Genomic DNA, 14363 nt, shown 5'->3' with positions numbered 1-14363 from the left:
TTGGCACCGTTACAAATATTTTTTGGAAATTTTGTCAGGGTTGAAGCCCTTCGTTGGTCTTCTGCTGGAAACCCTCCACTGGAAGCACCTTCTCATGACCCGACCCTCTCTGGCAGCGCGCAGCGCGCGTTCCTTTGTTCTCTCCCCGTTGGCCTTTGCCGCGCTGACGGCTGCCGCAAGCTTGACCGTGTTTGGCATGGCGCCCGCCGCCTGGGCCCAGGCGCAGAGTAGCGAGCAAAGCCTGCAGACCGCTGTGCCGGCGCAAGCTTTAGCGCTGACGCTCAATGCTATCTCTCGGCAAACGGGCATCGCCATTGGTGCCGATGCCGCGCTGCTGCAGGGCAAAACCGCACCCGCCGTGCCCAGCGGCCTTAGCTTGCAGCAGGCCATTGACCGCGCACTGGCGGGCAGCGGCCTGGTGTCCGTGCGCAGTGGGCCGGGCACCATCTCCATCCGCCCCCAACCGCCGGTGGCGCAGGACTCCGTCACCTTGCCGGCAGTGACCGTCACCGCTGCGATGGATACGGAACGTGCGAACGGCCCCGTGTCGGGTTATGTAGCGCGGCGCGCCACGGCAGGCAGCAAGACGGATACGGCCATCATCGATACGCCGCAGTCGGTGTCGGTCGTCACCCATGACGAACTGCGCAGCCGCCAGGCCGAGACCTTGTCCCAGGCGCTGAACTACACCCCAGGCTTCACCAGCCAGCCCACCAGCTTCAACCGTACGGCCGACCGCTTCCGCATCCGGGGTATCGATGTGGAATCCGCCAACAGTGGCTCGATGCGCGATGGCCTGCGGCTGCAAAGCAACTCCTACGACGGCATCCAGGAGCCCTATGGCATGGAACGGGTGGAAGTGCTGCGCGGAGCCGCGTCGGTGCTCTATGGGCAGCTGTCACCCGGGGGTGTGGTCAACGCCGTCAGCAAGCGCCCCACGTCCGAGCCTATCCGGGAGCTGGGCTTGCAGCTGGGCAACCACAACCGCCGCCAGTTGACGGCCGACTTCAGCGGCCCCGTGGCCGGCAGTGACACCTTGGACTACCGGCTGACCATGCTGGGCCGCGACAGCAACACCGCAGAGCGCTACATTCCGGACGACAAGCTCTACATTGCGCCCGCCCTCACCTGGCGGCCGAGCGCGGACACCACGCTGACCTTGCTGTCGTTCTACCAAAAGACCAACACGCGCTTCTCCGCCCCCTTGCCCTACCAACTGGTGGAGGGCGTGGGCAAGGGCCCCCATTTCATTGGCCGGGGCAATTTCATTGGTGAACCCGACTACGACAAGATGAAGGGTGAGATGTTCACCTTGGGCTACGAGCTGAACCATGCGTTGAACGCGGACACCCGCCTGCACCACAGCCTGCGCTACTTCGAATCCAAGGTCACCTGGAACTACCTGCAGGCCCAGACCAGTGCGGCGGCCATTGCCGAGGCGGCCTCCACCGGTGTGCTGCGCCGCCAGTACAGTGACCGGCGCGAGCATTCCAAAGGCTTGGTCTCGGACACGCGCATGGAGTTCAACCGCCCACTGCTGGGTGCCGACCACAAGCTGCTGGTCGGCCTGGACTTGTACCGCATGGACTATGACTCGGAGAACTTCCGCGCCAATACCTCGTCCCTCAACCTAGGCAGCTACAACTACGGCCAGCCGGTCAACGTCAACCGCGATCCGGCGCTGGACCGTGGCTCGCGCCTGAAGACCACGCAAGCGGGCCTCTACCTGCAAGACCAGATCAGCCTGGGAGACCGCTGGACCGTGCTGGCCGGCCTGCGCCGCGACTGGGCACAGCAGGACCAAACTGCACACCGTGACAGCAGCAATGCCCGGCAGAGTGATGAGGCCAACACCTGGCGGCTGGGAGTCGTCTACAAAGCGCCCAACGGGCTGGCGCCGTACCTGAGCTACAGCGAATCCTTCTTCCCGGTGTCGGTGTCCGAGGTTTCGGGTCTGAGCTTCCGGCCCACCACAGGCAAGCAGTATGAAGCCGGCCTGCGCTACCAACCCGAAGGCAGCCGCACCTTGCTGAGCGCAGCCGTCTACCAGCTGGTGCAAGACAATGTGCTGAAGTTCGACGCGGGGCAGAACAGCTACCGCCAGACGGGACAGGTCCGCTCACGCGGCTTTGAGCTCGAAGCCAAGACTGAGGTATCGCGGGCACTCAGCGTCATCGCCTCCTATGCCTATACCGACGCCAAGATCACGCGCAGCACCATCGCCAGCGAGATCGGCCAGCGCAGCGAAGACACGCCCTACCACCAGGCCGCCCTTTGGGCCGACTACCACTTCGCATCCTGGGGCTTGCCACAGCTGCGCATGGCTGCAGGCGCACGCTACAAGGGCAGCACCCGCGCATCGGGCATTGCCACCGGCATGCCGGCCTACACCGTGTTTGATGCCATGCTGGGCTACCGTTTTGACGCCCATTGGGATCTCAGCGTCAACGTGAGCAATGTCATGGACAAGAAGTTCACCTACTGCGAGTTCGCCATCTGCCGCTACGGTGACGACCGCCAGGCCAGCGCCAACCTGACCTACCGCTGGTAATGTCTCGGCGCAAAGCCTCGCTACGAGGCTGGCTGGTCCTGGCCCACCGGATTGCCGGCCTGAGCCTGGCGGCCTTCCTGGTCATGGCCGGACTGACCGGCAGCCTGCTGGTGTGGAACAGCGAGCTGGATGCGGCGCTGAACCCGCACTGGTTTCGGACCGCCACCTCAGATGCCAGCGCCCGACCCATCGACGCACTGGCGCTGCGCGACATGGTGCAGGCGCAGCACCCCCATGCCCTGGCCCTGCGCGTACCGATGGCACAGGAGCCCGGCCATGCGCTGGTGTTTTTGCTGCGCCCGCGGCCAGGCAAAGGGCCGCTGGAGAACGACCAGGTCTTTGTCGATCCCAGCAGCGGACAGATCCTGGGCGAGCGGCGCTGGGGAGACATCACCCAGACCTGGCGCAACCTGATGCCTTTTCTGTACCGCCTGCACTACTCGTTGGCGCTCGGTGCGGTGGGGACCTGGGTGCTGGGTCTGGTGTCGCTGCTGTGGATGCTCGATAGCGTCATCGGCTTTTGGTTGACCTTGCCGGTGAACGCCAAGAGCACACAGCGCCCCTGGCTGGGACGCTGGGCACGCGCCTGGAAGCTGGATATGCAAAGCCGCTGGCGTACCACCTTTGACCTGCACCGCGCGGGCGGCCTGTGGCTGTGGCCGCTACTGTTCGTGCTGGCCTGGAGCAGCTTTGCACTCAACCTGCCGCAGTGGCACGACCCGATGCTGCGGGCCTTCAGCACGCAACAGCCCAGCACCGCCGATCTGCCCCGCCGCAAAACGCCGTTATGGCAACCTGCGCTGGATTGGCAGGCCGCGCACGCGCAGGCCAACAGCCTCATGCAGCAACTGGCGCTGCAACAGCAGTTCGAGGTACTGGCAGAAAGCTCCTTGGCCTATGACCCTAGGCTAGGTCTGTACCGCTATGACGTGCGCAGCAGCCTGGACATCAAGGACGAAGGCGGCAGCACCCGTTTGTTTATGGATGGCGACAGCGGCGCCTTGGTCGCCACCTGGTTCCCGACCGGCACGGCAGGAGCTGACACCGTCATCACCTGGATCAGCAACCTACATAAGGCCAGCGTGGGCGGCCTGGCCTACAAGCTGTTGATTACGGTGACGGGAATTGGGGTGGCAATGCTCAGCGTAACGGGGGTGTTGATCTGGCAGCGCAAACGCGCCGCTCGTAAAAAGGCCTGAGTTCTGCTTGGAACGCTGATCAACGAATGCCTTCAGTAATTCGAATGCAGCAGTGGTGGCACCAGACGCGGATCACGCAGCTTCTCCACCCACCACTGCAGCGCAGGGCCCGCGCGGTGCGAATGCCATCCGACAAACAGCAGGTTGGGTTCGCGCGGGTCTTGTGTGGCCAGCGCAACCAGGCTGCCGTCGGCCAGGTGATCACGCACCTTCTCCAGCGGTAGCCAGCCGACGCCCAGGCCAGCGGCCTGGGCAGCGATCTTGGCGCGCATGCTCGGCATGGCCAAGCGCTCCTGGTGCGTCTGCACGCCGTAGCTGCGGGCGACAGCCAGGCGCGATGTATCGGCCACGACGACCGAGCGGTGCGCAGCAATCGCCTCCACCGACAGAGGCTGCCCGTCTTGTACCTCACGCGCCAAGGGGTGGCGTGGCGACACCGCAAACACCCATTCCAGCTGCGCCAGCTCAAACCATTGCAAATGCGCCATCGCCGGCGGCTCGTTGGTGGCGGCCACCACCAAGTCGGCACGCTGGTCCAGCAAAGCCTCCCAGGTGCCGCCCAGTACCTCATGGGCAATGCGCAGGCGCACGCCACTGTTCAGCGCATCAAAGTCTGCTATCAGCGGCAGCAGCGCCTCGATATTGGCCAACTCGTCGGTCACGATGCGCAGCTCCGACTCCCAGCCCCGCGCCACCTGCTTGACCCGCTCCGTCAACCGCCGCGCCTGGGCATGCAACTGCGCGCCCTGCTCCACCAGCAGCAAGCCAGCAGGCGTGAGCGCGATGCGGTAGCCCGCACGGTCAAACAGCAGCGCGTCCAGCCGCTCCTCCAGCTGGCGCGCCGCGTAGGACACAGTGGACGCAGCCTTGCCCAACCGCTCAGCCGCGCGCGACAGGCTGCCGGTGGCACGCACCGCTTCTAATAGCTGTAAATCTTCAAGACTCAACATGTTCGATATTTTTGCACAAGTTCATCGAAATTCTGGTGTCTGTAGAGCGGCCAATCGCCAGATACTTCATTCATCGGCTCTAGAACTGGGCTGATAACCAAGTAAGACATCAACGAAACAACTGAAGGAAACATCATGAACCGCTTTGAAGGTAAGAATATTTTGGTCACCGGTGGCAGCAGTGGCATTGGCGCCGCAGCCGCCATCGCCTTTGCCCGTGAAGGCGCCCGAGTAGCGATCACCGGCCGCGATGCCGAGAGCCTGGCCCGCATCAAGGCCGAGCTGGGCCCCAACGCGCTGGCCCTGGTCAGTGAAGCCGGTGATGTCTCCGCCCAAGCTGCACTGGTGGCCGAGTTGCAAGCGCAGATGGGCGTGATCGATGGCGTGTTCATCAACGCCGGCGTGGCCAAGTTCGGCCCGCTGTCGCAGATCGACGAAGCGCTGTGGGACAGCAGCTTTGACACCAATGTCAAAGGCCCCTACTTCCTGATCCAACGCCTGGCGGCACTGATGACGCGCGGCGGATCGATCGTGCTGAACGGCTCGATCAACGCCCACATCGGCATGCCCAACTCCAGCGTCTACGCCGCCAGCAAGGCCGCGCTGATCTCACTGGCCAAGACCTTGTCGGCCGAGCTGCTGCCCCAAGGCGTGCGCGTGAATGTCGTGAGCCCCGGCCCCGTCAGCACCCCGCTCTACGGCAAGCTGGGCTTGGCCCCTGACCAAGTGCGGGCCATGGCTGCCGGCATCCAGTCGCAAATTCCGCTGGGCCGCTTTGGAACGCCAGAAGAAATCGCTGCGACGGTGCTGCACCTGGTGTCCAAGGAGTCTGGGTTTATCGTGGGAACGGAAATTATTGTGGATGGCGGCATGAGCCAGATGTGAGTTGGGGCAGCGGGTGCTAGCGGCATGGGCTGGAGTCGCTGCATTGCACCTACTGCCTTGCGCCAGATGCTGCAGTTGAAGTCCTTTGCTGCGAGTGGCAGCTTCTGGCTGTGAATGCAAGCGATCGACACAACCGCGCTTCGTGGACCGTTGGTGCCAGCCACCCTGAACACCGGCCTCGCTGGACACTCTTCTGAAGCCGAGACACTTCAGAAAAGACCCATCCAAACGAAACTGTATGAATAAACAGTAAAATTTCGGCCTTGATAGTTTTCACAAAGGTCCAGAAATGTCCGAAGAGCTCGAACAAGAAGCTGCCTCCGTCTTCGAGGACCGCCTTTGGCACCACAACGGCTGGGAAGCCCGCGTCATCAAGAATGAAGACGACGATGGCTGGGCCGTTGCCATGACCCAGGACGGCCAGGCCGAGCCAAGCCTGGTGGGCCCATGGACGATGGGCCGTGACAAGAAAAACCCCAAGCCGCTTGACGTTTCTGCCTTCAACACCCTCGTCAAGACTGCCCACGAAGTCATGCGGCGGCATGAGCAGCACCTGGCGGCCCAGCTGCACAAGGACATCCAGATCTTGGTGAATGGATCGCGCGTGACCGTCTCTCTCGATATTGAGCCCGACGAGGACAATCCCTCCGCGACCCTCACCGCCACCACAGAGGATGGCAGTGAGTTGGCCAAGGTTCGCGTCAGGCCGGACCATAGCCTCAGCCGAGCGTCTGCACAACGTTGGGCCGATGCAGGCTATCCGCGTCCCGGCGAGGACTGAGCTTCAGGCCGCGCCAGCTTGCGCGGATGCTTGGGTCGGCAGCACCTATTTTTGAGGGAAGGATCAGCCCTTGCTGCGCCCCACTTTAGGATAGACCACGCGGAATCGCTCGCAGGCCAGCAGCATGTCTTCATCGAACGAGCGACCTGTGCTTTCGCATTCTCTGCTGAAGTACTCGAAGTGCACTTTACGCCAGTAGGCCAGAGAGCCATCCCCCTCTCCCTCCGTTGCTGCAAATTCCTCAGTGACAGCGCTAAACGGCACGATATCGACTTGAACCGTCTCGATGATGCACAGCGGGATGTCATTGGAGTCGGTTACGACGCTCAAGTCACCGGGCTTGGGCACACCTTTGCCAGATGACTCGTAGGACCAGACGGATCCGGCAGTGGCGCGCTTGATGCCGGACAGCACGAGCTGCCCTAGTTCATCGGCCAATGTCGGAGAGTCGCCAAAGCCAAAGGCTTCATAGAATCTCTCATCCTGGATCCCGCCTTGCTCCAAAGAGAATGCGGACCACATAGTCATAACGTGAGATGGGATAGCCATGGTGCTGGTTGTAGAGCGCTGCCGCGTTATGTAGACCGCAATAGCCTAGGGATGCTCTGCAAAACCCTCGCCAAGCGGGATGGACGCGGATCAGGATGAGCCGCAAGGCGTCTTTTGCAGTCAATAGCCGTAGCTATTGACAAGGAAGACAACGCAGCGGATCGCCCGAGACCGCGTTCAGACCACGGCAGGGAGTTTTGCAGAGGGGCCCTAGGGCGTATTCTGGTCGCTGATGACGCCTGAAAGTCGCCAGGTTTGGAAAGGGGCGACGGAGTGAACGTCGAAGTATAAGTATTCAGGCTGAGCTCGGCAGTCCTCAACGCTGAGCCCTATGGCCTGCGAGCAGCGAAATACCAGGCTCTCCAGCAGCAGGCCTCCGACTGCGATTCGGGATCCTCTGCAAACCCTCGCCAGATAGAGTGACCGCAGATTCCGCTGGGCCGCTTTGGCACTACCCCCTGCCACTTCACTCCGATTCACCCTGCATTCAGGCAAAATCCAGCCGATCGAGGCAGCCTGGGGTCAGGTCTGCCGGTAAGCCCACTTTGAAGAATGGAACAACACCAATGGCACTGACGAAAAAGGGCGATTTCATGTACGGGACGACGTCCGGCGACACCCAAGCCGAGCTGCGCAGCTACAGCGTTGCGAATGGCCATGAGGCCACCCGGTTTGCCTCGTCCAAATGCGATTGCGGGAGCCGGACCTTTGCGCTGCAGAGCGATGAAGAGGCCGGCGTGGCCATCCGCACCTGCTCCGACTGCGGGCAGGAACACCTGATGGGCGACAGCGAGGACTACCTGGAAGACGCTACCCCCGAGGGGCACGCCTGCGTGTGCGAGAACGAGGTGTTCGAGCTGGTGTCCGGCGTCTCCGTGTACAAGGGCACACATGATGTGCGTTGGTACTACATCGCTTGCCACTGCGTGGAATGCAATCTGGTGGGGGTCTTCGCAGATTGGAAGTGTGAAGCGGGTGATGCGGCGGCCTTCCTCGCCAAGGTATAAACGCGCCCACACAGAAATCCGACTCGCGGGCTCAAGCGGCCGAAGCGTGCCATCAGGTGACGCGATGGTGCCAAGAAAGAGGCACCTCTTGATTCCGCACCGCGTTGGCAGAATTTTGGTCACCCATAATTCAACGTGGGCACCTGGCCGCATTGCGGCAGGTCGCAATCCTCTACCCAAGAGCACACAGGATGGCAATCGACGAAAGTGGTGTTGGCAAGGCCAGCTTCATGTGACCTCTCATCAAGACGGGCTCAAACCTCGTCGCACTATGCCCAAGGCAACGCGGTCTGCCAAGCCTTGTAGGCCACTCACCAACAGAAAAGCCAGCACGACCACGGTCACCAAAGGAAGCTGAATGCTGGTGTGAACCGAGGTTAGTGCATGTCCCCACAAGCCCGCCATCACCAAGCCGATGAGCCAGAACACGTTGCTGTACCGAGCACTGTTGCGCCAAAGCAGCCATGCCAGCAGCACTGAAGACACCGCTACAGCGTTGACATGCCACACGGCTTGGAACCCCATACCCCACCGGGCCGCTTCCAGATTCACGATCGCAAGGCCAAGCGCTGCCGAAGCAGCCAAATGGGCATACACGTTCCGCAAACCCCGTGAAACTTGAGGCCTTGCCGAAGCTACCGACAGCGCCACCAAGCTGAGGGCAAAGGGCAGCAATATCAAACCCGGCGATATGCCTGAACCAGTGTCCGCTGGCAGCGGGTCCATCAAGACAACCAGCAGCAGACCAGCCCCAAATAGGAGGAAGCGTCCATTGAGGCCCGGACGGGCCATCCACCCCACGGTGTCTCGAGCAAAGTTGACCACGACAAAGGTCAGCACCACCAAGGCCAAGGCGGCCAGTGGACTTTCGGCATACAGAGCCAATATCGCCAGCACCGGAGGTGTCAACGTCAGGGCCCAGGCGCGCCACGGAGCGGAACACCACCTCACGAGCATGGTAGTTTCTGCGGGCCGCGTCCACCTCCGCGCGACCAAACCGATAACGCCGCACAGAGCACCTGCATATAACAGGCCGCAGCCACTCACGGTCAGCGCATCATCCCAAGTCAGGCCCAACAGGATGCCCGTCCCCGTCATCACACCCCACCACATCAGCAGATGCAAGATCCAGGCAGGCCAGATCAAGCGTCGAAAGCTACGCTCGTTGCGCTTGTGCAAGGTTCGCGCCAGCTGTGGAAGGGCGAGCGCAAATACCATCCACATCTGTACTGTCATGGCCCGCGAAACACGCCAATTGCTCAATCGCATCCAGGCAGCGAGATGCTCCCAGCCAGGTGGCCATGGTGCCTGTTTGCGGCCGTCGTGCAAGGCTACCGGCTCTTGCCGATCAGGCAAGCGGGTCATCGATGCTGTTTGCAGCTGCCCATCGCGTCTCTCAGCTTGGCGCGCGCGACGAAGCTCGTCCAATGCCAGCATCAAGCGCTCCTGCTGTGTCACGTCAACAGACAGGATCCAACGTGCGTCGCGCGACCAACCGAATTTTTGGTCCAGCAGGTCCATCCAGTCCATTGGGATGATGCGTCGATGTGAGAGCAAGTGCTTCAGGGTCAATTCAGCCAGTCGTCCCTGATCAGCCAAAGGCACGCGCTGGGCCCTCGACAGCCACTCGGCACCGTGTTGTTGGGCACTGGCTTCACTGAGCAACAGGACACCGAGCTCTGCTATCAACGCCTCAAGCGTGAGTGCTTTGCCTTGTGCATACTCAAGACCCGGGCTGAAAGGATCAGCTTTAGGCTCGGAGCCGTTATCTTCGGCTTCGGCATAGCGCTGAATAGCTGCAAGAGGTGCTCGCGGTTTATGGCGAGGCTCCGCCAACTTGTATGGGTCAGGCTTATGCTCTGCATGACTCGGGGACACATCGTCCGTTAAAGGCCTTGCAACCTGGATCTCGACGGCCGCTTGCTGGTCCTGCGGATGCTCAGGACTCTCCTCCACCGTGGTTAGTGCGGATTGGACACCCAGGGAAACATTGGAAGAGCCACTACGCGCAAGGACTATCGCGGCGTCATAGGCCTCACGCAGGCGTTGGTAGCCCAACGCATCGTTCTGAGGTTTGGTGTGCTTGAGCTTGGCGGCGTAGGCCTTTTTGATGACATGGATGTCCTCTGTAGGCGCAATGTTCAATACCTGCCAGGCGTCGCTCATAGGCGGAATCCCTTATCCAGGTAATCCAGCACCTGGCGCAACATAGTTTGTGCACGTGCTGTTTCACGCAAGTCCAGCTGGGTCACCGCACGGTCCAAGCGCAGCAAGGCTTCGCCGATGAGGTCACGATCCGAGCCCAGGGTTTCTTCAAACACTCGCTTTCCTCGTGCCAACAAATAGGCCGACTCTTCACTCTGGCGCGGCGCGCGCTTGATGCGGGCGAGATTTTCGCGAATGGACACCACCTCAGCAGCGGTCAGTTGATTAGCCCCCAGTTGGAAGACGTGGTTGAGCGTCCGGCCAGTCGCCTCAACCATTACCTCCACCTCCAGCAAACCATTGATATCGTAGCTAAAGCGCACGTCAAATTCACGCCCTGCTTCGTACGCCATACCCAATGGCACTGTCAACTTGCCAACAGCCAAATTGTCCGAACCAAATGGCGACTCTCCTTGCCGGATGTCGATTTCCACCTGGGTCTGGGTTACGGTCTGTGCGCGAAACCTTTTCTGTGCTGATACCGGCACTGGCGTATTGCGCTCGATGATGGGCGTAAATACATCACCGACTCGATCTCTTGTGGTGACGATGCCCAGGGTATACGGCATCACATCCGTCAGCACCACGTCCTGCAGCGCCTCGTCATTCGCAAGCAGCCCGGCGTAGACAGCTGCCCCTCGTGCAACGGTCTCATCAGGGTTGATGGTGCGCAGTGGCAGCTTCTGAAAAAGCCGTGCCAGCAGGTGACGGATCATGGGCATGCGCGTGGCACCACCAACCAACACCACCTCATCCAGCTCATCGGGCGATATCTGCGCGTCGCGCAGTGCTCGCTCCATGGGGGCATATAGCCGCTTTAGCAAAGGCTCACAAGCAGCTTCAAACTCGCTGCGGGTTATACAAACTGCCTTGCCTTTGCCAAGTGGTACCTCCACACTGTCCTGCGACGATAGGGCCCGCTTAGCCGATTCAAATACATACCACAGTTGCTCAGGCACCGGCAACACTTCCCCCGCCGATGTCAGTCCGGCTTTATCGCTCACTAGCGCTGCCATTGCGTTTACAAAGTCTTCGCCACCCAACCGAGTATCACCAGCACTCGCGCGCACCTGAATCACACCTTCAAAGTACTCAAGGATAGACACGTCGAAGGTGCCACCTCCCAGATCGAATACCAGGAAAGTGTTCAATTCCTGCCGAGTCTGCAAGCCGTAGGCTAAGCCAGCAGCTGTGGGCTCGTTGAGCAGATGCACGTGTTCGAAGCCAGCCATCTGCGCGGCCGCCTTGGTGGCATGGCGCTGATCGGCATTGAAATAGGCCGGCACGGTCACCACGACCTGGGTCACAGAGCCCCCCAGATAAACCTGCGCGTCCGCACGAAGCGCACTCAGCATCTGAGCCGACAGCACTTCTGCCCTGAAGCTGTGGCTGCCCATATCCAGTGTCTTGGCGGTTCCCATCCAACGCTTGAACGCGGTAGCCGTATAGCTAGGGTGTGTGCTCAGGCGCTCACGTGCCGCCAAGCCCGTCATCAAGCTGCCATCAGGCAGCTCACTGACAGCAGAAGGCGTCAGCGAATCACCTATCGCATTTGGGATGAGGACGGTTTCGCCGTTCACCCAGGCCGCTGCCAGGCTGTTTGTGGTACCCAGGTCTATTCCCAGGATATGTTTGCCATCGGTGCGGCGCGATTGGCCCAAAGCGGCGGGCTGTGCAGATGTATCCATTTGTCCCATCTCCTCGAATGCCTGGATTCTATCGATTAGAAGGGGCACAGAAAGCACAACTTTCACCCAAACCATTGCAGCAGTTGCAGTCACGCCTCCTGCCCCACTGTTTGACGATCTGCGGGTTAAGAATGTACTGCCTGCCATGCGGGCCGACACTTCAGCGCTCTTAATGCGAAGGCCTAAGGACTGATGAATGAACCGCCCAGCGACTGGATCTTGTATATTTCAAGAATTCTCTTCTTTGGCGTCTTTAAGGATAGTTGGTACAACATGGCATTTTCACTGCATTGCCTCATCAGCAGCCAAGAATCAAACCTGAATATATCTTTGCTAGAAAACGAGCTGCGCGAGTATTTCTCCAGAACCAGCGAATTTGATCTCTCATATGAAGAACATCCTTTCGACCCCACCAAGCAGAATATTTTACTGACTTGGGACTCATGGTGGATACGGGTTTTTTTCGAAACCGGAAGCATGGTGCAAGATGATTCCCGAGAAATTTCCAAATTTGCAAAGACCGAGGATGCGCTGGCAATTTCATCCATCAATAGGCGCGTCAGAGTTCTGTTTGGCAATGATGACAAGCAAGCGTATACCAGTCACATCATTTGGATGCACGAATATTTGGAATCCAGGCCTGATTTGATAGTTTTTGACCCTCAGCAAAATATTTTCCTGAATAGTTCATCGGTATAACTTTCAAATGCAAATGCAAATGCAAATGTGATTGTCAAAAAAGACCATCAACGGCAATTATTCAACTGCCTTATCTTTCTAGTACCACGTACTGTTTAGCTCCAGACCCCGCCCGTCCACAGGACTGTATCGCTGCCAGCGCGGCTTCCCCAACCAGAAAAAAAGCCAGGCGCCCCATGCACATGGAACGCCTGGCTTGCTACTAAAGAGAGCCCTTACAGCTCCCTATAAAACCCAGCCCTCAGCCAACGGCCCCCTGGCTAGGCGCCCCATCCACCAACCGCCACAGCCCCAGCGCATTCCCATTCTGCAAGGCCTCGGGCCGCAGCGCATCGGGCAGGTCCTGGTAGCAGACCGGGCGCAGGAAGCGGTCGATTGCGCTGGCGCCGACGGAGGTGTACATCGCGTTGGAGGTGGCGGGGAAGGGGCCGCCGTGGACCATGGCGTGGCTCACTTCCACACCGGTGGGGAAGCCATTGACGAGGATGCGACCGCACTTGCGCTCCAGCACCGGCAGCAGGGCGCGAGCGCTGTCATGGTCGCCCTGCTCCAGGTGCAAGGTGGCGGTGAGCTGGCCTTCCAGGTGCTGGGCGACCTGCAGCAACTCGTCCACACTGCTGGCCTTGACGACGATGGAGGCGGGGCCAAACATCTCTGACTGCAAGGCTTCGTTCGCCAACAAGGTCTGGGCGCTGGTCACATACAGCGCAGCCTGGGCTGCGTTGGCATGGTCTGCAGTTACGCCAGCGGCCAGCTGCTCCACACCAGCGGCGGCTTGCACCTGCGCACGGCCGGCCTCATAGGCCTGGTGGATGCCGGCGGTCAGCATGGTTTGTGCGCCTTTGGCGCGGATGGCCGTGGCTGCCGCGCTGATAAAGGTCGTGAGCGCGGGGCTGTCGATGGCCAGCACCAGGCCGGGGTTGGTGCAGAACTGCCCGGCCCCCATCGCCAGCGAATCGGCAAAGCCCTGGGCCAGGGCCTCGGGCCGCGCAGCCAGCGCCTGGGGCAGCAGAAAGACGGGGTTGATGCTGCTCATCTCGGCATAGACGGGGATGGGCTCCGCGCGGTTGTTGGCGATGCGCAAGAGCGCCAGGCCGCCTTGGCGCGATCCGGTAAAGCCAACGGCTTTGATCTCGGGGTGGGCCACCAGGGCCTCGCCCAGCTCACGGCCTGCACCCACCAGCAGCGAGAAAACGCCTTCGGGCATGCCCTGGCGCTGCGCGGCCTTTTGCACCGCCCGCGCCACCATTTCGGAGGTACCCAGATGCGCGCTATGCGCCTTCACGATCACCGGTGCGCCAGCGGCCAGTGCCGATGCGGTATCGCCACCCGCTACCGAAAACGCCAGCGGAAAATTGCTGGCACCAAACACTGCTACCGGGCCCAGCGGGATCTTGGCCAGGCGCAGATCGGCACGGGCCAGCGGTTGGCGATCGGGCTGGGCGGTGTCGATGGTGGCGCTCAAAAAGTGGCCGTCACGCACCACCTGGGCAAATAGGTGCAGCTGGCCCACGGTGCGGCCGCGCTCACCCGTCAAGCGGGCGATGGGCAGGCCGCTTTCCGCATGGGCGCGCTCGATCAGTGCATCGCCCAGCTGCAGGATTTCTTCGGCAATCGCCTCCAAAAAGGCAGCACGCTGCGCCAAGGGCAGATTGCGGTAGGGATCGAATGCGGCAGCGGCCAGGCTGGCCGCCAGTTCGACTTCGTTTTTGCCACCCAGGCCAAACTCGGGCTCGGCGATGGGGGCGTTCAGTGTGGGGTTGAAGGCGCGTTGGCTGCCAGTGGAGCCGTGCACCGTGCGATAGCCAATGACCATGTCTCCAGTGATCTGCATGGAGGGTTTCCTCAA

11 protein-coding genes are annotated in these 14363 nt (G+C 60.9%); 6 read left to right on the top strand and 5 right to left on the bottom strand.

Annotation, left to right across the window (positions count from 1 at the left end; translation table 11 throughout):
* Positions 1–94 precede the first annotated feature (94 nt).
* Positions 95–2551 carry a TonB-dependent siderophore receptor gene (locus HS961_RS10755; protein ID WP_202883149.1) on the top strand — a complete coding sequence of 819 codons (2457 nt, stop codon included), beginning with the start codon at positions 95–97 and terminating at the stop codon, positions 2549–2551.
* On the top strand, positions 2551–3750 hold the full coding sequence (locus tag HS961_RS10750) for a PepSY-associated TM helix domain-containing protein (RefSeq protein ID WP_182327787.1): 1200 nt from the start codon (positions 2551–2553) through the stop codon (positions 3748–3750). Before HS961_RS10755 ends, HS961_RS10750 begins: the two co-directional genes overlap by 1 nt.
* 32 nt (positions 3751–3782) lie before the next feature.
* Here HS961_RS10750 and HS961_RS10745 read toward each other — a convergent pair whose 3' ends face one another.
* Positions 3783–4700 carry a LysR family transcriptional regulator gene (locus HS961_RS10745; protein ID WP_182327785.1) on the bottom strand — a complete coding sequence of 306 codons (918 nt, stop codon included), beginning with the start codon at positions 4698–4700 and terminating at the stop codon, positions 3783–3785.
* Between the two features lie 135 nt (positions 4701–4835).
* On the opposite strand from HS961_RS10745, the gene HS961_RS10740 reads away from it, so the two are divergent.
* Entirely contained in the window at positions 4836–5585 is a 750-nt protein-coding gene (locus HS961_RS10740; protein ID WP_182327783.1) for an SDR family oxidoreductase, read from the top strand.
* 289 nt (positions 5586–5874) lie between these two features.
* Entirely contained in the window at positions 5875–6366 is a 492-nt protein-coding gene (locus HS961_RS10735) for a hypothetical protein (RefSeq protein ID WP_182327781.1), read from the top strand.
* A gap of 63 nt (positions 6367–6429) precedes the next feature.
* Here the strand turns inward: HS961_RS10735 and HS961_RS10730 are convergent, their stop codons facing one another.
* Positions 6430–6915, bottom strand: a complete 486-nt coding sequence (locus tag HS961_RS10730) for an ASCH domain-containing protein (protein WP_202883148.1) — start codon at positions 6913–6915, stop codon at positions 6430–6432.
* Between the two features lie 566 nt (positions 6916–7481).
* On the opposite strand from HS961_RS10730, the gene HS961_RS10725 reads away from it, so the two are divergent.
* A complete protein-coding gene (locus HS961_RS10725) occupies positions 7482–7922 on the top strand; it encodes a hypothetical protein (RefSeq protein ID WP_182327779.1) in 441 nt (146 codons plus the stop codon).
* 243 nt (positions 7923–8165) lie between these two features.
* On the opposite strand, the gene HS961_RS10720 is transcribed toward HS961_RS10725, so the two are convergent.
* Together HS961_RS10720 and HS961_RS10715 are read right to left on the bottom strand one after the other, a co-directional pair.
* The gene (locus HS961_RS10720; RefSeq protein ID WP_182327777.1) at positions 8166–10088 is read right to left on the bottom strand and encodes a hypothetical protein; all 1923 of its coding nucleotides are present in this window, start codon (positions 10086–10088) and stop codon (positions 8166–8168) included.
* Positions 10085–11815 (bottom strand): Hsp70 family protein, encoded by a 1731-nt coding sequence (locus tag HS961_RS10715; RefSeq protein WP_182327775.1) that lies wholly within the window; start codon positions 11813–11815, stop codon positions 10085–10087. The genes HS961_RS10720 and HS961_RS10715 overlap by 4 nt, the downstream gene beginning before the upstream one ends.
* Positions 11816–12007: 192 nt before the next feature.
* Between HS961_RS10715 and HS961_RS10710 the strand changes: the two genes are divergently transcribed.
* Positions 12008–12514 carry a hypothetical protein gene (locus HS961_RS10710; protein ID WP_182327773.1) on the top strand — a complete coding sequence of 169 codons (507 nt, stop codon included), beginning with the start codon at positions 12008–12010 and terminating at the stop codon, positions 12512–12514.
* A gap of 241 nt (positions 12515–12755) precedes the next feature.
* Here HS961_RS10710 and HS961_RS10705 read toward each other — a convergent pair whose 3' ends face one another.
* Entirely contained in the window at positions 12756–14348 is a 1593-nt protein-coding gene (locus HS961_RS10705) for an aldehyde dehydrogenase (NADP(+)) (RefSeq protein ID WP_182327771.1), read from the bottom strand.
* Between the last annotated feature and the right edge of the window lie 15 nt (positions 14349–14363).

The organism is Comamonas piscis (assembly GCF_014109725.1).
GTDB classification, from domain to species: domain Bacteria; phylum Pseudomonadota; class Gammaproteobacteria; order Burkholderiales; family Burkholderiaceae_C; genus Comamonas; species Comamonas piscis.
This window is presented reverse-complemented; position numbering and strand designations above follow the sequence as displayed.